This window comes from Nostoc sp. (genome assembly GCF_036919555.1).
Taxonomy (GTDB): domain Bacteria; phylum Cyanobacteriota; class Cyanobacteriia; order Cyanobacteriales; family Nostocaceae; genus Nostoc.
Genome location: NZ_JBALCS010000093.1, coordinates 24,957 through 47,399, shown reverse-complemented (window position 1 = coordinate 47,399; position 22,443 = coordinate 24,957). Strand labels below are relative to the sequence as shown.

The window sequence follows — 22,443 nt, the reverse complement described above, 5'->3', positions numbered from 1 at the left end:
CAAATTAATGTCGCTGATTTACCCTAGACATCCGTTAACAAATTAATGTCGCCGACCTTTTTGGTGGAGTTGAGTCCAGCACATCTCTAATATACTCACAAATGTTGGAATATTCCCGAACGAAGTGCGCCTTTCAACCCTCTCAAAAAATTTTAATGCTTCAAATGTTTTTCTTAATCCACTCCTAGCCGGAATGTTTATTCAAACCAAAAGACTCACAAGTAATTCTCGTGAGTCTTTTCTCTGTCAACTCACCCCTAGCCGGAATGGTTGTTGAAACCGCCAAGGGCGAACGCGGCGGCGGTAGACTTTAGTCCATTCTTTCAACCCACCCCTAGCCGGAATGGTTGTTGAAACCAGCCGATGTAATTGTAATCGATGCCACACCTCGAGGCTTTCAACCCACCCCTAGCCGGAATGGTTGTTGAAACTTCAAAATAATCAAACTGCCATTGTCTCAGGTTCGATCTTTCAACCCACCCCTAGCCGGAATGGTTGTTGAAACGGTAAAGGTGTTTTGGTAATTGCCCACCGATTAGAATTAATCTTTCAACCCACCCCTAGCCGGAATGGTTGTTGAAACATAAGTGTTATCAATTTTTAGAGCGCGGTTCCTTCTTTCAACCCACCCCTAGCCGGAATGGTTGTTGAAACCCCGCCGCCTAGACTCCTTGCAAATAAAGCTTTCCAGGTACAAATTTGAAATATCTCTGAAAAAGCTTCCTTTGTCTAACATCAAAAAACTAAATCAACTGACATGCTAGTTTCTGAAGTTAACACATTACAAGGGTTTTAAGATTTTGGCAGGACTCCAGGGATTTTGCCCCCGCTTCGACATGCCAAAAAAATATTTGAGAGGGTTCCCCCGACGAAGGGGGTGATTCAGTAGCCACCACTGCGGTAATCCGCACCGTTGCTAACAACGGCTATTGCTTTTTCAAGCCTTACTCCTTATTGCTGGGAGCGCACCTATCCTGTCTTGCGACAGCAGCATCGGAAGCGGGCAGCTACTAGGGTCAGAAAGCAAAACGGTTTTGCAGCCGTCAAACTAACCCAGATTTTTCACAGTACATTGGTTCCAAAGAACATGAACTGCGGCGCTGTTATTTTCCTATTATAATATTTTCAAGGTACAGAATTTTTTAGCTAAACTAAAGCAACTTCACTTGGCGCTCTTGATAAGCAAACAAAGCTAAATCTCTGGCTTGTTCCTGTTGGCTGTCTCTAATTGGCTGTGATCCGCTTTCGATAGATATTCCACTTTTCCCAGCTTGGATTTGAATACTCTCGATTAATCGACCATAGCTCCAACGGTGGATGCTGATACGATAATCTTTGGCATAGTTTTGTTGACCTTCCTTGTAACCTGGAATTTTTTTCTCTGCTTTTGCTTGAACTTCGCTTTGAATAATTTCTCGCATATCGCCGAGTTTGGGTAAAACAATGCTGTCGGCAGAGTAAGTTTTTGTGATCGCAACAATTGCATCTGCCAGTAATCTATCAACATATTGTCCTAACTCTGATTCACCGAATGAGTTTGGCGCGTTTTGTTTCTGAGCTTTGTGACGTTCGTGTGAGAGCCGTTGCTGTTGCTGCCGCTGGCGGTTTAGTAAATTGTAATTGTCACCGAGTAGTTGTTTAACACTACGATAAGTCAGAACTTTTTTGCTCGCAGCATCTACCACAGCAACTGTTGCTGGTTTTTCTAGACCTAAGCTGACACCGACAATAATATTAGATTTTCCTTGATATAAAAATTGACTAGGACGACTAGGAAAGAGATTGTCAAGTTTCCGCCTGGTAGTTAACTCTTTTTGGAGACGAATTACTTGGGTCTTCTTTAGACTACCTTGTTGTTCCATCTTGCTGATAGTTTTTTCAGCCTTATTGATTTTTTCAAGGCGAACTAGTTCTGTTTCTTCTTTTGTCCACAAACGTGTTTCTATAGAGCATTGAAGAATTAAGCTGTGAACCCTCCACGGCTCACCTTTACCGTTTCTTTCCTGCCAGAATAGACGTGCAGAACGCAGAATAAATAGCCCAGAAGAATATGTTTCATCATCATCATGCCAAATTTGCCAATCTTGACAGAAGCGTTGAAAATAATGAAGCTGGCGAGAATCACAATAAACCTCAAATTTAGGTTTATTCATTAGTTCATTCAAACCATTAAATTTGATAAAGATACGACCTTTCTCGTTTGTCAACCAAGTTAGGTCTGTATTAGTTTCATAATCAACAGGATATGGCATACAGCTATTTTCTCTCAGGAGGGTAGCTTGCCAAGATTTAGCTTCATCTTCATTTTGAGGGACTTTATTAACCACCTCTGACAAAGTTTCTAGCCACTTTTCTCCTGTTAAATCTCGTCCTTTAGGTTTCCGACTTTTGATTTGATTTCTTAAACGTTCAATTTCAATTTCTTTTTTACGTCTACTTTTAGCATATTGGTCAGGTTCTTCATCAACCTCATTGACCTGACAGTTATTTTTGAGCAGATAGGCAAGGGCGCACCGAGATAAACAGTCTTCTGTTTTCTCGTACATATCAAATAACCCACCGAAAAGTGTGGTGTTTGAAGAATTTTTTTTAGTGTTATTGCCTTTTTTTCTTTGAGATTGCTGATTTTTAGTCTGGGAGAACTTGGCAACAAATGAAGTCAAAATTTCGGTAGCTTTGGCGCGAATAACATCTAAACTAGATTGGCTTTCTTGCTGTAATTCTATATCAGTCTTGAGCATCTTTAGCCAACGCTCTTTCCCTTCTATTTGGCGCTGTCGTCGCTTTTGTAAGGCTAACCAAGACTTATAAACTTCCTTGACTAGAGTAACTGCTGATGTGTAAAAACGACCTGGCTGGTTATCAAAATGCTCTTGTGTTTTAAGAGAGCTGCATATTGTCTTGATAGTGTCTTTAGGCACTTCACCTTTTTGTACCCAAGTCTCGAAATCAGGGCATTTTCCTAGCTGTTCCAATAATTCGTTAATCAGTGGTGTGTTTTTCTCAGCCATTAGTTCCCACAAGATACGGAGGCTGTTTTCATCACCAACCAAGCGACATTGAATAGTAATTACGCTCATGGTGTTTTTAGCAGTATGACGTTGATGAGAGTTGCTCTTTTAGTCTTTTACTGGTTTTACTACCTATCTTTTATTATAAGCGTAATGACGTAATGCCGCAATAGCTTTTTAGCGCAAATGTGCTTTTGCCAAAATGCTGTGCCACAATTAAGCCCGACCTAAAGCAGCATGTGGAGATGGCAGAAGAAACTAGAGAAGTTCGGGGAAGAATTCCTAAAGATTTAAAAATCGCTTTTGAAATTGCTTGCGCTCGTCTGGAAGCCACGCAGACAGCAGCCTTGGAGGAGGCGATTCGAGACTGGTTGAAAAAAAAAGAATCCTCTGAAAAACAGCACTAGGACGATTGAGGGACGCAGTTGCTATCGGTTAAGTTTGCTGCCAAATACTCAATTGAGTAAAGTTAACGATTGTGGCAGTAATTGCTTAATAATTATTTATGATTTCGGGATGAAGCTTATACTCTTTGCTCTTCCCGTTATGAGAGTGTCCAGCAAAATCCTCAAAAGATTCAAAACTTAAACTTTTGCCCATTGCCTTTCCAATTAGCGTTAGCAAATTATTTGCCCGCATCTGGAAAAATGCTTCAAAATCATCTCCCCGTAAAGTTTTTGGAGATATAGCGTGCGATCGCAACATTTCATCCAGCCTTCTAGCTGATGTCTCAGAAAGTTCAAACTCCTCTAAATAAACAGAAGGTGCTTTACTACCAATCTTCTTGTTTGTTTTGGCACTTAAAGGTGTGCGATTAATCAAGCAGTTATATTTTTTGGGTTCAATGCCCTGCTTGCGACACCATGCGACTGGAAAGATGTGGTGCGAATCTATTTGTTCTTCAAAATAAATAACATCATTGATTTCCTCTCCAGTACACCAATCAATTGCCCCTTCGCGTCTTAATAAAGCTGCCAAACCCTGATACACCGCACCGTAACGTTTCCTAACGCTAATCAGCCGATCAAAAGAGAAATTCGCTTGCACAATGCTAAAAGGAATTGAACCACCTGCTAACCAGTCTGCTACTTCAACTATCTCCCGCCCTACGCGTGTCTCATACCAGCGTGTATATACTTCACCAAAAATCCCGCACCACAACCAACGTTCCAGCATAGAACGTACCTGAGAAGAGCGGGAACGCTCTCCAAGAAGAGTAAAGATTGCACTTAGAACGACTAATTGAATGGGGTAAGCTAAATCATCTGCATCAAAGATTTTTTGACTATAAAGGAAACGAGCAGACTCTTCAAAACCTCTGGTAATTGGGTCAACCCATTTTTGATATTCTTCCTTGGTGAGTTTTAGTACTTCAGCGCGACCACAAGCAACACCTGGTAATTTATCGAGATTCCACCCTTGCTTTAAAGCTTCTATCCTCTTGGCATAGCCAGCTACCAAGGTAACTGCTTGTACAAAATCAGTACTTCGTAGCTTTCGCAATACCTTTAATGATTTGAAGCGATTTTCCCGCTGCTTCCAATCATCTCTCAAACTGAAGTCAGCACTGCAATAGCTGGAACTCATTAAGTCGAAGTAATTGAGATCACAGCCAGAAGTATTTGTATCCTCAAAGACTTGGCAAACAGCTTCTTTTGGTAAGGAGTCACGCAGTTGGATAACAGGTATTTGATAATGCTCGAATTTCTTGAGAATTTCTAGTTTTAAAGTATCAATTACTTCCAGCTTTTGAGGATTGTATCGCCAATGCTTAGAGAATTTACTACGCCATTCCGAAAAAAAGAAAACCTTGGATAAAGGAAACAAGAGCGCCTCATATTCTTTTTCGGGAGTAGAACAATCAATTAAGTTACCTGAGAAGATTCGCATAATTTTGGATTCTGGCAACACAACGATCGCACTACGGCGATCGCACTCTGGGTCGAGGCATTTTTCAATATCCAGGTAGTACCACTTTTTGATAATTTTCTGGCTTTTTTGGTCTTTGATGATTACAGGTAGCTCAGAGAGCAGCACCATGAACAAAGCTGTCAGGCGTTGCTGTCCGTCAAGGATTAATAGGTTTGGAGTATAATTTTCTGATTTTAATACTCCATTGACTAGGCGGGGTTTGAATTGTCGGCTTTGATTACCTTGCTGAAGCATCATTACTGCGCCAATTGGGTAAGCCAGAGATATGCTGGCAAGCAAACGGCGCACATGGATATCGTCCCAAACCCAATCTCGTTGAAAATCTGGAAGTTGGATACGTCCAGTTTTAATGTCTTTCATGACATCAAGGAGAAAATATTTAGTGATGTCAAAGGTAGAGATTGAGTTCATTTGATGTTCTGCCATTTTTGTCATCAAGAAAGATGCGGCTACTCGCTACAGCTAGTACTTCTGTACCTCAGCCTAAGATTCTCTTTGGGGTAACAGCAAGGGGTTTTTGGGGCAGTTGGTCGTGAGTAGCGATCGCTTTTGCTTAGTCTTGAGGAAAGTCTGGTGGTAAAGTAGCAATTCCTTTTGCGACGAGATGTTTAAATTGATTAATTAGGTCTGCTTGCCGTAAAATTCGGGTAACGTATTTGGGTCGTCGGCGAAAGCCTGTCCCCCAATCTTTAACAGTTTTTGGGCTAGTACCTGTAACGTCAGCGATCGCATTAATGCAAGCTTTGCGATAATTACGTCCTGGTTCGTGAGTAACCCAACGACGACAATACTCCATCGGTTCCAGGGGCAACTGACAGAGGGTATCAATTTGATGTTTGTTTTGGTGGGATTGCCTCCCAGTTTGCATCTTGAGCGTTGGTGAGTTAGTAAGGGTTACAGCAGCAGGGAATTGTGGAGGGATCAAGCTACTGCACGCAAAATCCATGCTTGCTGACCTCAACTTAGGAAATCTCTGCCCATAGTACAAGTATTTTAGTCACGAATTACGAGTAAATTATTCTTGAGGAAAGTCAGGAGGTAAGACTATTTTTTTGATTTGGTTGAGCTTATCCGCCATTCGTAAAATATGTGCTACATAATTGGGGCGCTTCTCGAAGTTGGAACCCCAATTACCTATAGTCCTTGGACTCAGCCCAGTTGCTTCGGCGAGAGCGGCTATGCAGGCTTTTCTATACCCCCGGTCATCGGGGGACATATCAACCCATTTTTTACAGTATTCTATCGGCTCCAAGGGCTTTTCACTGAGCGCATCGATTCTATATTCAGCCCTTGGAGGAATGATGTCTATTACACTACTTGATTTGAGTAACACGTTTACTCACGATTCATGTCTATTCTGATAAACATCATTAGTTTTAGAACGTTAGCAAGTAGGGTACAGATATTTCTTGACCATCCCAGGTTAAGCTGCAAAACGTGCAAAAATGAAAGCCGCAAGCTTTGGCTTCAAATTAGGATGGGAGAAGAAACTTGAGAGGTTAGGGGGAGACTCCCTAAAGGCTTAAAAATCGCGGTTGAAATTGCCTGTGCGCGTCTGGAAATGACACAAACTGCGGCTTTGGAGGAGGCGATTAGAGATTGGTTGCAAAAAGAAAAGTCCCCTGCTGATGGCGAGTCACAGGGGAGTTAAAGGGTTATGGTTAAAATTGCTGAGATACTTGTATAATTTATGCTACAAATGTTGGATTACTGGTTTCTTTGACTCTGCGATAAATCTCGATTTATCCCTACATAAATCGGAAATTTCAATCTAGGCTTGGGAGTCTGAGATTGCATTAACTATGTAATATTTTTAACCGTGATGTAGCATTTAACGAATCGCACGCTCATTTTACCTTGTAGGTGCAAAATTATGAGCCAAGCTATTAATCTTAAAAATCCCACAGTAAAGCTAAATGTTCGAGCAAACTTTTAAAAATATTGATGATGTTCTCCGGGAGGAAGCGGGTTGTACTACAGAGTTAGATTACACCGAGCAAACGTCTTGGTTGCTGTTTCTGAAGTATTTGGATGATTTGGAGCAGGAAAGGGCGCTAGAGGCGGAACTGGCTGGCAAGCCTTATGAATTTATTATTGATGAGGCACATCGCTGGTCAGCTTGGGCTGCGCCGAAAAAGGCGAATGGTACATTGGATCGTGATCATGCGCTGAGTGGCGATGATCTGATTGATTATGTCAACCGCAAGCTATTCCCATATTTACAGAGTTTCAAGCAACGGGCTACTAGTCCAGACACCATTGAATACAAGATTGGGGAAATTTTTAGCGAGATTAAGAACAGGTTTCAAAGCGGGTACAGCTTGGGGGATGCACTGGAATATATTGATGAGCTACGGTTTAGATCGCAACAGGAGAAACACGAGCTATCCCATCTCTATGAAGCGAAAATCAAAAATATGGGTAATGCGGGGCGTAATGGTGGGGAATATTACACGCCACGTCCTTTGATTCGGGCAATGATTCAAGTGGTGAAGCCGAAGATTGGCGATCGCATTTATGATGGTGCTTGTGGTTCGGCTGGGTTTTTGTGTGAGTGTTACGACTATTTACGTCGGGGTAAGCTGACAACAAAAGAGCTTGAGATACTTCAAAAACATACGTTTACGGGTAAAGAAAAGAAAAGTTTAGCGTATGTGATTGCGATCATGAATATGATTTTGCATGGCATTGATGCGCCCAATATTATGCACTCCAACACGTTGACGGAAAATCTCAGTGATATTCAGGACAAGAATCGTTTTGATGTAATTTTGGCTAATCCGCCATTTGGGGGGAAGGAACGCAAGGAAGTACAGCAGAATTTCCCGATTAAAACTGGGGAAACGGCGTTTCTGTTTTTGCAGCATTTTATCAAAATCCTGAAGATGGGCGGTACGGCGGCGGTGGTAATTAAAAATACGTTCCTGTCAAATTCCGAGAATGCTTCGCGGGCGTTGCGTCAAGAGCTTTTGAGTAGTTGCAATCTGCACACGATTTTGGATTGTCCGAGTGGGACTTTTATCGGGGCGGGGGTAAAAACAGTGGTGCTGTTTTTTGAGAAAGGAAAGCCGTTCGATTCCGTTCAGGGAACGCCTTTATTTTCTCAGGGAAAACCTTTAAATGAGGGAATGGCGACTCGAAAAATTTGGTATTACCAACTCGATCCAGGGCGGAATATGGGTATAACCAATTCGCTGAATGATAAGGATTTGCGCGAGTTTGTGGAGTTACAGGCTAGGTTTGCGGAAACAGAAAAATCTTGGCTGGTGGATATTGCTGATGTGGATCGGGAGACGTTCGATTTGTCAGTGAAGAATCCGAATAAGGCTGAGGAATCGGTGTTACGGGAACCGCAGGAAATTTTGGATGAAATTGCTGCGTTGGATGAGGAGAGTGCAGAGATTTTGGCTGGGATTGGGGGGATGGTATGAGGGAAGATTGGCAGATTAGTTCTCTCGAAGAAGTCGTTAAATTTATTGATTATAGAGGTAAAACACCTCAGAAAACAGAATATGGAATGCATTTAATTACAGCTAAAAACGTAAAAATGGGATATCTACAAAATAAACCAATGGAGTTTGTAGACCCAAAAATTTACGATGAGTGGATGACGCGAGGTATTCCGAAAAAAGGAGACGTTTTATTTACAACAGAAGCCCCACTTGGTAACGTTGCTCAACTTGACACAGATGAGAAGGTGATTTTTGCTCAACGAATCATAGTTATGCAACCTAAACGAGAAGTGCTTGACTCAACATTTCTCAAATATATGCTTCTTTCAAATTTAATGCAGAAGAAAATACATGAAAAAGGCACTGGAGCAACAGTTCAAGGAATTAAGTCTCAATTACTGAAGAAAGTTCCAATATCTTTTCCTCGATCTCTGTCCGAACAAAAGCGGATTGTGGCGATTTTGGATGAGGCGTTTGAGGGGATTGATAGAGCGATCGCAAACACCGAAAAGAACCTCGTCAACGCCCGCGAATTATTTGAAAGCTATCTAAACGCCATCTTTACCCAGAAAGGCGATGGGTGGGTAGACGCAGCGATTGAAGATCGTATCAAGTTTATTGATTATCGTGGTCGTACACCCAATAAGACAGAAGGCGGAATGCGGCTTATTACGGCTAAAAACGTGAAAATGGGATTTTTACAACTAGAACCACAAGAGTTCGTAAATCCAGATATTTATGATAACTGGATGACTAGAGGAATTCCCCAAAAAGGTGATGTTTTATTCACGACTGAAGCACCACTGGGTAATGTGGCTCAACTAGATACAGATGAAAAAGTAGTTTTTGCCCAAAGAGTCATCATTATGCAGCCAGATGAGAAATTCATTAACAAAACTTTTTTGAAATTTCTGCTTCTATCAAACATAATTCAGCAGCGCATACAAGATAAAGGTACTGGAGCAACAGCACAAGGTATTAAAGCTAGTTTACTTAAAAAAATTCCGATTTCATTTCCTTCTGATCTTCTTATTCAACAATCTATAGTTTTAAAACTTGAAACTATTGAAGCCGATACTAAGCGGCTCGAAACCATCTACCGCCAAAAAATCGCCGCCCTCAACGAACTCAAACAATCGATCCTGCAAAAAGCATTCACTGGCGAACTTACCGCAGACACCCCAAAAGCTGCTAAGGAGGCAATTGCAGCATGATTACCCTAGAAACCCTTGAAAAATGGCTGAATGCACCTGCTGAAACCGAAAACCTTGAATTTAAACAAGCCAAGCAGCAATTTAATAAAGTTGACTTACTCAAGTATTGTGTAGCATTAGCCAATGAGGGAGGTGGATATCTAGTTTTCGGCGTAACCAATAAGCCACCACGTCAAATTGTAGGTTCCCAAGCTTTTCCATCACAGACTTCCCTGAATGAAATTAAATCCCGTATTGTAGAAAAACTCGGATTCCGCGTAGATGTAACAGAATTAGCCCATCCCAATGGTCGAGTGTTAGTCTTTGAAATACCACCTCGTCCTGTAGGACAAGCTTATACCTTTGATGGTGCATACTTGATGCGATCTGGTGAAGATTTACGCCCGATGACACCAGATGTACTCAAGAAAATTTTTGCAGAAGATCAACAAAATTGGTTTTGCCAACCTGCTCAATCTGAAGCCAGTCCTGATGATGTAATCAACCTTTTAGATACTCAATCATACTTTGAACTGCTAAAAATCCCCTATCCAACTACCCGCGATGCAGTTCTTGATAGATTAGAAACCCAAAATTTAATTCAAAAAACAGCACAGGGTTGGACAATAACAAACCTAGCAGCCATTCTTTTGGGAAAAAAACTAGATGCTTTTTCACCTGTATTGGCTCGTAAAGCACCACGTGTCGTTATTTATGAAGATACAGATAAGCTAAAAACTCGTAATGAAACAACAGGTGTTAAGGGTTATGCAGTTGGCTTTGAGGGGTTAGTGGATTTTATCCACTCAGCAGCACCACAAAATCGCTTTATTGAGGAAGTTTTACGGGAAGAAGTAAAAATGTTTCCCAGACAGGCTTTACGAGAACTAATTGCAAATGCTTTGGTGCATCAGGATTTTCTTGCAAGGGGTACTTCGGTGATGATTGAAATGTATAGCGATCGCATTGAAATATCTAATCCCGGCATCCCACCCATTAAGGTAGAGCGATTTATTGATGAAAATCGCTCCCGTAACGAACAACTCGCCAACCTTATGCGACGTTTTTATATATGTGAAGAAAAAGGTAGTGGCATTGATAAAGTTGTAACAGCAGCAGAAGAATTTCAATTACCAGCACCAGATTTTCGAGTAGGTGACACACGCACTACAGCAGTGCTGTTTGCCCATCAGGATTTTGCCGATATGAGCAAGAGGGATCGAATTCGAGCCTGCTACCAGCATTGTTGTTTGTTATACGTAAGCAATAAGCGAATGTCTAACCAAACCCTGCGAGAGCGTTTTCGTCTAAGTGAGTCAAAGGCAAAGGCTGTCATCGTTTCTCAGATTATAGGAGCTACCAAAGAAGAAGGCTTGATCAAGACTGATGAATCTGAATCAAGCTCTACCCGTTATGCTCGCTATCTTCCTTTTTGGGCTTAGAAGCAAAAAAGTGCTTAATCGCAAATCGATATTAGCCCCTCTCAAATCCTGAAACCCTTGTAAAACATACAAAAAAGTGATTAATTGCAAATCGATATCGGTTGCTCTTAACTCCTCAAACCTTTGCAAAAACAATAAAAAGTGTTTTAACGCAAATCGTGCAAGCGCAATAAGAATGAAACTGACCTCTTAGGCACACAGATTACCCTTATTTCCCAAGATGCAGATAAAAAATCTTCAGTTCTAATTACCATAGCATAAACAAAAGTGCCTCTACACTACCAAATACATTACCGTATTAACACTTAAACGTTTGTTATAGTTAAACTAAAATAAGGGATTGTGATCGCGCACAGCCGACTGCCATATTCTGAAGACGAGCCATCATGAACGAAGCCGAAACCCGTGCCGAACTAATTGACCCCGCATTAAAAGGCGCAGACTGGGGAGTTATCGAAGGTAGTCGCATCCGCCGCGAAGTTATTGCCCCTGGTCGTTTAATTGGCAACGGTAAACGCGCTCAATCAGACATCGCCGATTATGTCCTGGTTTATCGTGGTGAAAAACTCGCCGTCATCGAAGCGAAAAAACGCGACTTACCAGATACCGCAGGTTTAGGACAAGCCAAAAAATACGCCGAAAAGTTGCAGACTCGATTCGCCTACTCTACAAATGGCATCGGCATCTACCAAGTAGATATGCACACAGGCGCAGAAGGCTACGTCAACCAATATCCCACCCCGGATCAGTTATGGGAAACCACCTTTAACGAAGATAACCAGTGGCGCGATCGCTTTGCTGCCATCCCCTTTGAAGATAAAAGCGGCACATGGGAAGCCCGTTATTATCAACACAATGCCATTAAGCACGTCCTAGAAGCAATCTGCCAAGGACAAGACCGGATTTTGTTAACGATGGCAACAGGCACAGGTAAAACCTTCATCGCCTTCCAACTCGCCTGGAAACTCTTTCAAAGCCGTTGGAATCTTAGCCGAAAACCGACCCGTCGCCCGCGAATTTTGTTTCTAGCAGATCGCAATATCTTAGCCAACCAAGCCTATAACTTTTTCTCTGCCTTCCCCGATGATGCCCTCGTCCGCATTGACCCCGAAGCCATCAAAAAACGGGGTCGAGTCCCCAAAAATGGCAGTATCTTTTTTACCATTTTCCAAACTTTTATGACCGGACGGGACGACGCTGGCAATCCTACACCCAAATTCAGCGACTATCCCCCCGACTTCTTTGACTTCATCATCATTGATGAATGTCACCGAGGCGGAGCCAGTGACGAAAGCAGCTGGCGGGGCATTTTGGAATACTTCTCACCAGCAGCCCAACTTGGACTCACCGCCACCCCCAAACGAAAAAACAACGCAGACACCTACGCCTACTTTGGCGAGCCAGTATATACCTACGCCCTCAAAGAGGGCATCAACGACGGGTTTCTGACTCCCTTTAAAGTCAGGCAAATCGAAACTACCCTAGATGAATATATTTACAGTGCTGAAGATGAACTAATCGAAGGTGCAGTAGAAAAAGCCAGAACCTACAGTGAAGCCGACTTCAACCACATCATTGAAATTGCCGAGCGCGAACGCTACCGGGTGCAACTATTCATGGAAGAAATTGACCAGAATCAAAAAACTCTGGTGTTTTGCGCCAACCAACCCCACGCTTTAGCTGTGCGGGATTTAATCAACCAGATGAAGATTAGCAGTAAGCCTAATTACTGTGTTCGCGTCACCGCCGATGATGGGAAACTGGGAGAACAGCACCTCAGCACCTTTCAAGACAATGAGAAAACTATCCCCACCATTCTCACCACTTCTCAAAAGCTCTCCACTGGGGTTGATGCTCGTAACGTTCGTAACATCGTGCTGATGCGCCCAATCAAGACGATGATTGAATTTAAGCAAATTATTGGTCGCGGGACTCGCCTATTTGAGGGGAAAGACTACTTCACCATTTATGATTTCGTCAAAGCCTACGAACACTTCAACGATCCTGAATGGGATGGCGAACCCCAAGAACCTGTAGTAGTCAAAAAGCCTGAAGGTGCAGATACAACCAAAGGTTTCATAAAAGATACTGACAAAGGTAGCGTGGAAACTCCAGAAGAACGCCGCCCTCAAAAAATCAAAATAAAACTCGCTGATGGCAAAGAACGTTTCTTCCAGCATCAGATGTCTACCACATTTTGGAGTCCAGACGGTAAACCCATGAGCGCCGCAGCATTTGTAGAACGTCTCTTTGGTGAAATTCCTGAACTATTCACAGATGAAGACGAATTAAGAGCCATTTGGAGTCGCCCTGACACCCGTAAAGCCCTATTAGAAGGACTGGCAGAGAAGGGCTACGGCGAGGAACAACTCACAGAAATTAGTCGGCTGATTGATGCCGAGAAAAGCGATTTATATGATGTGCTAGCTTATATCGCCTATGCCTCTCCACCCATTAGCCGCCGAGAGCGCGTCCTTGCTCACAAGTCGTTAATCTTCTCGCAGTATCTCGGCAAACAGCAAGAATTTCTCGACTTTGTACTAGAGCAATACATCAAAGCCGGGGTGGGGGAACTCGATCGCACTAAATTACCTCAACTGTTAGAGTTGAAATATCATACTGTTCGTGATGCTGTGGAAGAACTAGGCAGCGTTGCGAATATCAGTGCAGTATTTATTGGGTTTCAGCAGTATTTATATTCACACAACAGGGCAGCTTAATTGGGCAGGTCGCTAAAATTAAGCATCCTACTCAGAACATTAACTCAAAGCTACATGATCATAGCTAAAAAAGCGATCGCTTATCAACATAGCTCAAAGCTATTAATTTGTATGTATAAATTAAAACCTGCTCCTTATATTTTATCTTTTCAGTTTTTTGCAGCTGGATATCTAGTGATATAGCAACATAGACGTATATTTTTCTTAGACATCTAGAGGTCAATAACTCTTTTGACGTTTCGCCATCGTCGCAAATGGTAAAAAACAATGCGGACACTCCCCTTGTACCCAATCTGCCGGAATCGGGAAGGATGTCTGGCAGTTAGTACATTTTGTGAGTAAGCGTAATTGATGGCGATCGCACTTCATTTTCTCCTTAAACTGCCACTCAATTCGGTGACAAGGTACTTCCGCATAACAAGCAGCACATAATCTAATTGGTCGGGGCTTCATCGTCATCCCCTTGGGTGGTAACATCTGACTTAATCTATCCACATTAACTACCACCACAGATGCCAAAGCCTCCAATTCCTGTGTATTAGGAAATGGGTTAAAGTAAAGTTTTTCCCATCGTCCCGTAATAGCACCAAGACCAGCAATTTTTCCTAAAGAGTATCCTGAAGGTAGGCTGTTAGGCTTAAATCGACGTAATCCCCCCAAATAATGACTAATGCTCTCTCCTTCGTATGGCTCGACATAACCTAACTTTGGGCGAATTTCATTATCTTCATTCATTCCTATTTCTGTTTTCGAGAGGAACATATTTTGTGCCATAACGACTAGCAATTTTTTCTAGTATGCTTTCATCAACCCTGCTAAATCCATTTTTGAGAGAATGTAAAACTGCCTTAGTAAGTATCTTGACTAAAATTCCCATTCGCGCACTTGTACTAACCGCTAAAATTTCAAAAATATTCCCCTCAGCTAAATTAGATAATTCAGGAAGAGATAAAATATCTAGTTCAATTGTAATTAATGTCTTTCTAAAATCCTCATATTCCAAGCGCTCAAACTCATACAGTGTTGGGAAATTAGTCAACAAATCACAATCTTGTAAAATATCATCTAACTCCCTCCCTCCAACTAAGACAATAGGAACATGACATTCTTCAAAAAGTTGTTTTAAGTCTATAAGTGCTTCTTTTTGAAGATTATCAGCATTATCTATGATCACCAATTCTAGTCCAAATAGCTTTGTTGGGTATCAGCTTGCGCTGAAATATTTTCCTGTAACTGTGGCTCTATTTTCTCAAGCTTGATTTCTTCCCTAGAAACTCTCTCTGGTATAACTGCCTGATGGTCATCTTTTTTGGAATAACTTGAAGCTCTACTTTTGCGTATTTCAATAACATTTGAGTTTTTCTTAGATGCAGAACGGAGACGCTTTTGTTCTGAGCGTCTTTTTTCCTTTTTGTCTTCTTTCCGTTTCTATACAAGTTCTTTCCGTTTATTTAATGCTAATAAAGCATCATAGTTAAAATGTTCTTTACGAGCTTTACTTCGCTCTTTATTTAGGGCTTTTAACTCTTCAAAACTCAAATTCTGAGTATCCATGTTTACGGCATGAGCATAACCCAAAAAGTCTTCCGTATTATCATCACTTTCGCAACTATATACATATAAAGTCAAGATATAGTCGGGATCATATCTCAGGGTTACATATTCACCTTTATATGCCTTGAGTGATTCTCCACGATAAATCAAGTTTTCAAACTGTATAGATCCATGTGCTTGAACAACTCGTTGCGCTTCTTTCATCAAACAGATATCTAATTCTCGCTGATCCAAAGGTTCAGGCAGTTTTTTTCCCATTCCTTTAAACCATCGCTCAAATCTCGTTTCACGAGGATCTTTAGGATATGGTTCGTGATTATAAATATCACAAAAAAAACTAGCGAGAATCTTGTCTAGATCCTGTATTGTCAAACACGCTTCTTTCTCTGCATTTTCGGGGCGTTCCTGAAAATTTGCCCCCGTATAACCAGGTAAATCTTTGAGAACTTGAGTATTAACGGTTTTGAAAATGCGTTCTACAATACCACCTTCGGGTGGGCGATCGCGTAGTTCACATTGAAATCCTAGTTTCTTACCAATGGCTTTGAGATGTTTTGAGCGAAAATCTTTTCCACCATCAGTAAAAAAATATTGATAGGGATATCCACAAACATCCCAAGACTTATTTAACTGATAATCATCAGGGTAGTTCTTAGGTAGAATAGCGTGTCTTAAGGCTAAAGCCACCTCTGTAGAGCCTGGTTGTTTAATCCATAAGCGGAAACCAACAATACAGCTTGAATAAGTATCCACAATAGTAGTTAGCCAAGGACGATCAGACAATAAATTGCCATGACTATCAACTATGCGAACATCCAATTTAGTATGATCACATTGAATAATTTGGTTACTAAACTCAGCCTTCAGTAGTTCACCATCTCGTGTTACCACTGTCATCCAAGATCCCGAACCCGGATTTCTAACTCTTGTTTTCCGTTTATGTTGCTCAATTAAAGGGTCTAAAATCCTATAAACAGTAGCTTGATGAGGATATTCTCCTAGCTTGAGTTTAAGATCCACAATTGCGTGTCGCTTCACTTCACGAACTATAGATGCTGGTGATATTGGATGTTTGTCTTTAAGACTCTTTTCATAGATTGTTTTGATGAAGTCTTGCCAATATTCGCTAACTCGATATTTTCCCTTATCTGCTCGTTCTATTCCTGCTGTTTCTCTTAACTTGTCTTCATCGTATTGCTTGAGAAGACGTTCTACCTGACGAGTAGAAACATCCAGGGTATTTGCAACGGACTGTTTTCTCTGAGATTTAATAGCGCGGTTGGGTGACTCAGCAAGCCACTGGATAAGATTAAATGTCAGTTTATGCCTATCGGACGTTGCCAGAATAATTTGGGATGGATCTACGACAAAATTACTCTTGTCAAGCAAAATAGCGTCTGGAGCTTGCGTTGATCCTTCAGTAAACTCAAATTCTTCGTCTGCCATAGAGTGCAGCCCACTCATGAATAATTAAGATACTAATGTACGATAAAATCCTTAAATAAGCGACATCTAATGTGCAAAACAGCTAAATCTTAATAAACGACATTTAATTTGCGAAATATAGATTTGCGACATACAATATGCAAATTGAGTGAAACTATCTTTTATAGGTGTAAATAACTTATAATAGTTGCACAATAGAGCTTCCAGGCTTTAAAAGCAGTTACGACATGGTTTGCAAAATGCGACATATAATGTGCGAATGTACATGTAGAAGCGGTTTCTAACAGCCCTTTTATCTACGATGCCTGGGTTGGGCTACGCCTACGCACCCTTGGCACCCCATTCAACTCAGAGAGTAAGGTAAAATTATAAACAAAAATATTAAGAATATTAAAGAACCTAATCAATGTCCAGCATTTCTCTTGACAAAAGTAAATATCATATTGTCGTTATCGGTGCGGGAATAGGTGGACTGACTGCTGGAGCATTATTAGCTCATAGAGGTTACAGCGTCTTAATTTTAGATCAAGCCCTCGTACCAGGCGGCTGTGCTTCGACGTTTAAACGCCAGGGATTTACCTTTGATGTGGGGGCAACTCAGGTGGCGGGGTTGGAACCAGGGGGCATTCACCACCGGATTTTCTCAGAATTATCAATAGATTTACCCGCCGCAACGCCTTGTGATCCGGCTTGTGCGGTCTATTTACCTGGGGAAAGCACACCGATTAATATCTGGCGTGACCAAAAGAAATGGCAAGAGGAACGACAAAAACAGTTTCCCGGTAGCGAACCTTTCTGGCAATTGATGGCAACTTTATTTAATGCCAGTTGGGAATTTCAAGGACGTGATCCGGTGCTACCACCACGTAATTTATGGGATTTGTGGCAGCTAACGCAAGCGGTGCGTCCCAGTACATTAATTACTGTACCCTTCACTTTGTTGACGGTGGGAGATGCTTTACGGTTATGTGGACTGGGGAATGACCAACGACTGAGAACTTTTTTAGATTTGCAACTGAAGCTATACTCTCAGGTGGATGCAGAAGAGACAGCATTACTTTATGCCGCAACAGCGTTGAGTGTATCCCAACTGCCCCAAGGATTGTTTCACCTCCAGGGAAGTATGCAAGTACTAAGCGATCGCCTGGTACAATCCTTAGAAAGAGATGGCGGCAAATTGTTGATGCGCCACACTGTAGAAGAAATAAAAGTAGAAGATGGTAAAGCTACTGCTGTAGTCATTAGAACTCATAAAACTGGTGAAGTCTGGACAGAACGAGCCGACCACATAGTTAGCAACGTCACCGTGCAAAACTTAGTGCAGTTATTGGGAGAACAAGCGCCATCTGGTTATAAAAACCGCGTGGAAAAACTGTCCCAAGCATCGGGTGCGTTTGTGGTTTATTTGGGTGTAGATGCCAGCGCGATTCCGCTAGGATGTCCACCCCACTTACAATTTTTGTATGATGCTGATGGCCCCATTGGCGAGAATAATTCCCTATTTGTTTCCGTCAGTCATCCTGGAGATGGTCGCGCCCCAGATGGGAAAGCGACAATTATTGCTTCTTCATTTGTCGATCCTGCACAGTGGTGGCAGACTGAAGATTATGAAGGACTAAAAGAAAAGTTTACCCAAGAAGCGATCGCTCGTCTTGCCCAATACTTCTATCTCAAACCAGAAACTATTATTCATCAAGAAGCCGCAACACCTCGCACCTTTGCCCATTTCACAGCCCGCGATCGCGGTATAGTTGGCGGTATTGGTCAAAGAATCCCCACCTTTGGCCCCTTTGGTTTTGCTAATCGTACACCAATCCAGCATCTGTGGTTAGTTGGTGACTCCACACATCCCGGCGAAGGTACTGCTGGAGTGAGTTATTCGGCGTTAACGGTAGTCAGGCAAATTGAGGCGCAAAACTTATCAACTACCAATAATTGAAAACTCTTCCTTGATTGGCTGGCAAGTCATACTTGTAACCGATGGCAAACAGGACGTAAAACTGATGAAATAAGGTTAGTATTGCTAATCTGGAGTAATGACAGACAGCGTTTTAATTCTTGGTGGACGGGGGCGGATTGGTAGCAGTGTTGCTCACGATCTAGCTACGCATACGCAGGCACAAATTACGATTACTGGACGTTCTGCGGAGTTTGGGAAGGCTGTTAGCTTGTCTTCGGGAGGACAAGTGCAGTTTTTGGTATTGGACTTGGCAGAAGTTGACAAGTTGCGAGATGCGATCGCAAACTCTAACTTAGTTATCCACTGTGCTGGCCCATTTCACTATCGAGATACTAATGTTCTCGAAACCTGTATTTCTCAAGGCGTTAATTATGTAGATGTCAGCGACCATCGTTCCTATACCAGCAAAGCTCTCAATTATCATCAACAAGCTGCTACTGCTGGTGTGACGGCAATTATTAATACTGGCATTTTTCCTGGTATTTCTAATAGCATGGTACGTCAAGGTGTTGAACAATTTGATCAACCAGAAAAAATCCATTTAAGTTATTTAGTTTCGGGTTCTGGTGGTGCTGGTATTACAGTGATGCGGACAACTTTCCTTGGGTTGCAATATCCTTTTGAGACTTGGATAGATGGAAAATGGCAGATAGTCAAGCCTTATAGTGAAAGAGAAGTAGTTGAATTTCCACCTCCCTATGGACGCAAAGGAGTTTACTGGTTTGATATGCCAGAAACCTTTACATTGCCCAAGACCTTCCCATCAGTAAAAACTGTAATTACTAAGTTTGGCTCGGTTCCAGATTTTTACAATCACCTAACTTGGATTGCGGCACACGTTTTTCCCAAGTGGTTAATGCAGCGTCGTTACATGATTGAATTTCTCTCTCATGTCAGCCATTCGATGACAGATGTTACTAATAATTTTAGTGGAATTGGGGTAGCAGTTCGTTCAGAAGTTACAGGCCAAAAAAATGGTGAAACAGCCGTTTATTGTTCAACTGTAGTACATGAAAATACAGCGATCGCTTCTGGTTGCGGCACGGGTAGTATTGCCCAATTATTGCTAGAAGGTAAACTCAAGAAACCGGGTGTTTTTGCTGTGGAAGAAGCACTACCAACAAATTTATTTGAAGAGGTAATGCAAAGCCGAGGAATTAAAATTAATCATAGTTGGTTATAGGTTAATACGCTTGGGTTAAGCACGCAAACTAAAGGGCTGATCATTCACTTGAAAATCTCCCTATATAATAGAGTGAAAATTGGGAGCATCTCACTTTCGTAAAAAGCCTTGTAAAACCTCACCCCAACCCTCTCCTTACCAAGGAGAGGGAGCAAGAATCTTGTTTCTCATCTGGTATATTTGCTTTCACTGAAATGCTCCCTGAAAATTTCAGTCCACTTGAGTGGACTTGAGCTATTAGCCCAGAACTTTAGTTTTGGGCGGGATATTAGTAAGCACGATAACTTAACTCTTACAAAAATGTCGGTAAAGCTAAATTCTAAAAGGTTCAGATAGCATTAACTGAACTATAGGTAAAAATTAATATACCCTGCGGTAGAAGGAAGAACTGTACCTAAACACTTAGGATGCCTGTGAGCCTTAAATATTGAATATATTTATACATGGCCAAGGCTCATAAAATAAAAAGAGGAGATTTTTTCATGCAAAAAATTCTATTAACTTTAAAGCAAGCGTTACGTTCCAGCTTTTTGGTTCTTAGCTTGATGATTTCCATCAGCTTGTCGGGTTCCTTCATTTTCGTTCAGCAAGCTAGTTATGCAACCACTCTTGAAGAATTAAAGCTAATACCTCCAGAGTATAAACCAAATTCTGAAGAAAAAATTAATCGTGCTAACGAATATGACCCAGGTGTTGGCGTTCAAGAAGAAAACCGAGAAGAAGCTTATGAGCAAGCAGTAAAAGATTCAAAAAACCTTAATACTATAGAGAAGACTTACGAAAGGAATTTGAAAGCTGAGAGAGAACAAAATCCCCCAGAAAGTTTTGGTGAAAAAGCGAAAGAAGTTATTGAAAAGGTGACAGGTAAATAGGGAATATAGACCTAACCCCCAACCCCTTTCCTAAAAAGAAAGGGGAATAAGAGTCGAAGTCTCTCTACGGTTTGGAGTGAGGTTCAGAAAACTAAATTGTAGGGTGTGTTATGCCAAAGGCTAACGCATCTTAAATTGTTGATAGTGCATTACGCTAAAGCGATAACACACCCTACAAAAATTGCTTTTACTCAAGTTCATCTATTGTGGCGCGAGGGGTAGTCTTTCTTTGATTAGCAAGATTGTGTTCATACCACTTCATTAATGGAGTTGAACTAATGCCATGTATAATCACAGAAGCCACAATAGTAGTGTAAGTTATCCAAGCAATTTGTTCGGCTACTTCACCTTTTAAGCCATGACCAAATGCATAGGCAAGATAATATAAAGAACCAACACCGCGAATACCAAACCATCCAAATAACAACCGAGTTCCTGGGTGCAAGGTTCGGCGGTGTGATTCTAGAGGACGTTTACCTATTGTGCTAATCCAAACTCCTACAGGTCTGATTATCAAGAATAACAAAATTATCACTATCAAAGATTGCCCAGCATAATTGAGCATTGGCTTTAATAACAATATTGAACCTAATAGTAAAATTGTCCCAACTTCCAGCAGCTTTTCAACTTGCTCAACAAATTCCAATTCTGCTAGCGGTTTTTCAGGATTTCTGTAACTGCGTTGCACAACTAACCCAGCAACAAATACTGCCAAAAATCCATAGCCATTCACCATTTCCGTTAAGGAATAAGTTAGTAGAATTGTACTGATAGCAATAAAATCTTCCATTAACTTATCGGCAGCACGGCGTTTTTGAATTTTTTGTTCAATCCAAACTATAGATTTGGCAACAACAATTCCCATAACAATGCCAACTGCGATCGCCCAAATTAAATCAACTGCAATCCACTGTTTAAACCAGTTGCCCCAGTTGTCATCTTTTAACGCATGAATGCCAAAATAAACGAAGGGAAAAGCTAAAGCATCATTTAACCCACCTTCAGAAGTTAAACCAAATCTCAATTCATCTTGGTCGTTTGTATCGGTCAGTTGTACTTCTGATGCTAATACTGGATCGGTAGGTGCGAGAATTGCTCCTAATAAAATCGCTTCTCCCCAATTCATCCCTAAAAACAATTTACCCACAGCAGCCAGAGCAAAAATTGAAATTGGCATCAGGAATACAATCAATCGTACTGTAATATCCCAAACGCCCAACTTTAGAGGACGAACAATTCTTAAGCCACAGCCAAACACAGAAATAATTACTACAAGTTCTGTTATTTTCTCCAGCAGTTCAGCGTTGAAAACTTGATCTTGACGTAATTGAACGAGTTTTAAGCCGTAAGGGCCTAGAAATATACCAACTAGTAGGTAGATAAGGGCAAAAGAAAGAGGTAGGCGAGCAATCCAACCTGACCCTAATGTGACCATCAGCAAAAGTAGACCAATCACAAATAAGTCAATAATATAGGTATCTACCATATAGCGATTTATATAAAAATTAGGCGTTGCTTTGTAAGCTTAGTTGCAATAGCTTTGTATTATAAATAACCTATGGGCAGATTTTTTTGAATTTGGGATTGGAGATTGGCTATCAAATTCGAGAAGAAGGGAATAGATAAATTTGGCGTTGGCTTTGTCTGCACTTCGGGATACTTCGACACTTCGACAAGC

Annotated in this window: 17 protein-coding genes and 1 CRISPR repeat array; of the genes, 9 read left to right on the top strand and 8 right to left on the bottom strand. The window is 41.4% G+C overall.

Annotation, left to right across the window (positions count from 1 at the left end; translation table 11 throughout):
• Positions 1–243: 243 nt before the first annotated feature.
• Positions 244–654: direct repeats of the CRISPR family, unit length 37 nt; unit sequence CTTTCAACCCACCCCTAGCCGGAATGGTTGTTGAAAC.
• A gap of 497 nt (positions 655–1,151) precedes the next feature.
• Complete coding sequence (cas12k, locus tag V7K36_RS25790) at positions 1,152–3,080, bottom strand: type V CRISPR-associated protein Cas12k (protein WP_335120535.1); 1,929 nt, start codon at positions 3,078–3,080, stop codon at positions 1,152–1,154.
• Between the two features lie 176 nt (positions 3,081–3,256).
• On the opposite strand from cas12k, the gene V7K36_RS25785 reads away from it, so the two are divergent.
• Complete coding sequence (locus tag V7K36_RS25785; protein ID WP_335120533.1) at positions 3,257–3,418, top strand: hypothetical protein; 162 nt, start codon at positions 3,257–3,259, stop codon at positions 3,416–3,418.
• 85 nt (positions 3,419–3,503) lie between these two features.
• Here V7K36_RS25785 and V7K36_RS25780 read toward each other — a convergent pair whose 3' ends face one another.
• The 3 genes from V7K36_RS25780 to V7K36_RS25770 all read right to left on the bottom strand — a co-directional run bounded on the left by V7K36_RS25780 (position 3,504) and on the right by V7K36_RS25770 (position 6,276).
• Positions 3,504–5,354, bottom strand: a complete 1,851-nt coding sequence (locus tag V7K36_RS25780; protein ID WP_335120532.1) for a GmrSD restriction endonuclease domain-containing protein — start codon at positions 5,352–5,354, stop codon at positions 3,504–3,506.
• A 142-nt stretch (positions 5,355–5,496) separates the two neighbouring features.
• Positions 5,497–5,889, bottom strand: coding sequence for a hypothetical protein (locus V7K36_RS25775; protein ID WP_442948517.1), 393 nt, complete (start codon positions 5,887–5,889; stop codon positions 5,497–5,499).
• 69 nt (positions 5,890–5,958) lie between these two features.
• A complete protein-coding gene (locus V7K36_RS25770; RefSeq protein ID WP_335120531.1) occupies positions 5,959–6,276 on the bottom strand; it encodes a hypothetical protein in 318 nt (105 codons plus the stop codon).
• A gap of 195 nt (positions 6,277–6,471) precedes the next feature.
• On the opposite strand from V7K36_RS25770, the gene V7K36_RS25765 reads away from it, so the two are divergent.
• The 5 genes from V7K36_RS25765 (at position 6,472) to hsdR (ending at position 13,750) form a co-directional block, all read left to right on the top strand.
• Positions 6,472–6,594, top strand: coding sequence for a hypothetical protein (locus V7K36_RS25765; RefSeq protein ID WP_335120588.1), 123 nt, complete (start codon positions 6,472–6,474; stop codon positions 6,592–6,594).
• A 265-nt stretch (positions 6,595–6,859) separates the two neighbouring features.
• A complete protein-coding gene (locus tag V7K36_RS25760) occupies positions 6,860–8,374 on the top strand; it encodes a class I SAM-dependent DNA methyltransferase (RefSeq protein ID WP_335120530.1) in 1,515 nt (504 codons plus the stop codon).
• A complete protein-coding gene (locus V7K36_RS25755; RefSeq protein ID WP_335120528.1) occupies positions 8,371–9,609 on the top strand; it encodes a restriction endonuclease subunit S in 1,239 nt (412 codons plus the stop codon). Before V7K36_RS25760 ends, V7K36_RS25755 begins: the two co-directional genes overlap by 4 nt.
• Positions 9,606–11,030, top strand: a complete 1,425-nt coding sequence (locus V7K36_RS25750) for an ATP-binding protein (RefSeq protein ID WP_335120526.1) — start codon at positions 9,606–9,608, stop codon at positions 11,028–11,030. Before V7K36_RS25755 ends, V7K36_RS25750 begins: the two co-directional genes overlap by 4 nt.
• Positions 11,031–11,416: 386 nt before the next feature.
• Positions 11,417–13,750 (top strand): EcoAI/FtnUII family type I restriction enzme subunit R, encoded by a 2,334-nt coding sequence (hsdR, locus tag V7K36_RS25745; RefSeq protein WP_335120524.1) that lies wholly within the window; start codon positions 11,417–11,419, stop codon positions 13,748–13,750.
• 219 nt (positions 13,751–13,969) lie between these two features.
• Here hsdR and V7K36_RS25740 read toward each other — a convergent pair whose 3' ends face one another.
• The 3 genes from V7K36_RS25740 to V7K36_RS25730 all read right to left on the bottom strand — a co-directional run bounded on the left by V7K36_RS25740 (position 13,970) and on the right by V7K36_RS25730 (position 16,750).
• A complete protein-coding gene (locus V7K36_RS25740) occupies positions 13,970–14,485 on the bottom strand; it encodes a hypothetical protein (protein WP_335120523.1) in 516 nt (171 codons plus the stop codon).
• Positions 14,478–14,924: an ATP-binding protein gene (locus V7K36_RS25735; protein WP_335120522.1), complete on the bottom strand. Its 447-nt coding sequence runs from the start codon at positions 14,922–14,924 to the stop codon at positions 14,478–14,480. Before V7K36_RS25735 ends, V7K36_RS25740 begins: the two co-directional genes overlap by 8 nt.
• 254 nt (positions 14,925–15,178) lie before the next feature.
• On the bottom strand, positions 15,179–16,750 hold the full coding sequence (locus V7K36_RS25730; RefSeq protein WP_335120521.1) for a transposase: 1,572 nt from the start codon (positions 16,748–16,750) through the stop codon (positions 15,179–15,181).
• A 406-nt stretch (positions 16,751–17,156) separates the two neighbouring features.
• On the opposite strand from V7K36_RS25730, the gene crtD reads away from it, so the two are divergent.
• The 3 genes from crtD (at position 17,157) to V7K36_RS25715 (ending at position 20,765) form a co-directional block, all read left to right on the top strand.
• Positions 17,157–18,689: a C-3',4' desaturase CrtD gene (gene crtD, locus V7K36_RS25725; protein ID WP_335120520.1), complete on the top strand. Its 1,533-nt coding sequence runs from the start codon at positions 17,157–17,159 to the stop codon at positions 18,687–18,689.
• 97 nt (positions 18,690–18,786) lie between these two features.
• Positions 18,787–19,893, top strand: a complete 1,107-nt coding sequence (locus tag V7K36_RS25720; RefSeq protein WP_335120518.1) for a saccharopine dehydrogenase family protein — start codon at positions 18,787–18,789, stop codon at positions 19,891–19,893.
• A 443-nt stretch (positions 19,894–20,336) separates the two neighbouring features.
• A complete protein-coding gene (locus V7K36_RS25715) occupies positions 20,337–20,765 on the top strand; it encodes a hypothetical protein (RefSeq protein ID WP_335120517.1) in 429 nt (142 codons plus the stop codon).
• Between the two features lie 187 nt (positions 20,766–20,952).
• On the opposite strand, the gene V7K36_RS25710 is transcribed toward V7K36_RS25715, so the two are convergent.
• On the bottom strand, positions 20,953–22,251 hold the full coding sequence (locus V7K36_RS25710; protein ID WP_334831336.1) for a cation:proton antiporter: 1,299 nt from the start codon (positions 22,249–22,251) through the stop codon (positions 20,953–20,955).
• Positions 22,252–22,443 lie beyond the last annotated feature (192 nt).

Bases quoted from the DNA above. Each gene is read 5' to 3' on its own strand.
- V7K36_RS25730 (WP_335120521.1), bottom strand. From the start codon at position 16,750: ATGGCAGACGAAGAATTTGAGTTTACTGAAGGATCAACGCAAGCTCCA.
- V7K36_RS25775 (WP_442948517.1), bottom strand. From the start codon at position 5,889: ATGGATTTTGCGTGCAGTAGCTTGATCCCTCCACAATTCCCTGCTGCT.
- V7K36_RS25780 (WP_335120532.1), bottom strand. From the start codon at position 5,354: ATGAACTCAATCTCTACCTTTGACATCACTAAATATTTTCTCCTTGAT.
- hsdR (WP_335120524.1), top strand. From the start codon at position 11,417: ATGAACGAAGCCGAAACCCGTGCCGAACTAATTGACCCCGCATTAAAA.
- V7K36_RS25760 (WP_335120530.1), top strand. From the start codon at position 6,860: ATGTTCGAGCAAACTTTTAAAAATATTGATGATGTTCTCCGGGAGGAA.
- V7K36_RS25755 (WP_335120528.1), top strand. From the start codon at position 8,371: ATGAGGGAAGATTGGCAGATTAGTTCTCTCGAAGAAGTCGTTAAATTT.
- V7K36_RS25715 (WP_335120517.1), top strand. From the start codon at position 20,337: ATGGCCAAGGCTCATAAAATAAAAAGAGGAGATTTTTTCATGCAAAAA.
- cas12k (WP_335120535.1), bottom strand. From the start codon at position 3,080: ATGAGCGTAATTACTATTCAATGTCGCTTGGTTGGTGATGAAAACAGC.
- V7K36_RS25710 (WP_334831336.1), bottom strand. From the start codon at position 22,251: ATGGTAGATACCTATATTATTGACTTATTTGTGATTGGTCTACTTTTG.
- V7K36_RS25740 (WP_335120523.1), bottom strand. From the start codon at position 14,485: ATGAATGAAGATAATGAAATTCGCCCAAAGTTAGGTTATGTCGAGCCA.
- crtD (WP_335120520.1), top strand. From the start codon at position 17,157: ATGTCCAGCATTTCTCTTGACAAAAGTAAATATCATATTGTCGTTATC.
- V7K36_RS25750 (WP_335120526.1), top strand. From the start codon at position 9,606: ATGATTACCCTAGAAACCCTTGAAAAATGGCTGAATGCACCTGCTGAA.
- V7K36_RS25785 (WP_335120533.1), top strand. From the start codon at position 3,257: ATGGCAGAAGAAACTAGAGAAGTTCGGGGAAGAATTCCTAAAGATTTA.
- V7K36_RS25720 (WP_335120518.1), top strand. From the start codon at position 18,787: ATGACAGACAGCGTTTTAATTCTTGGTGGACGGGGGCGGATTGGTAGC.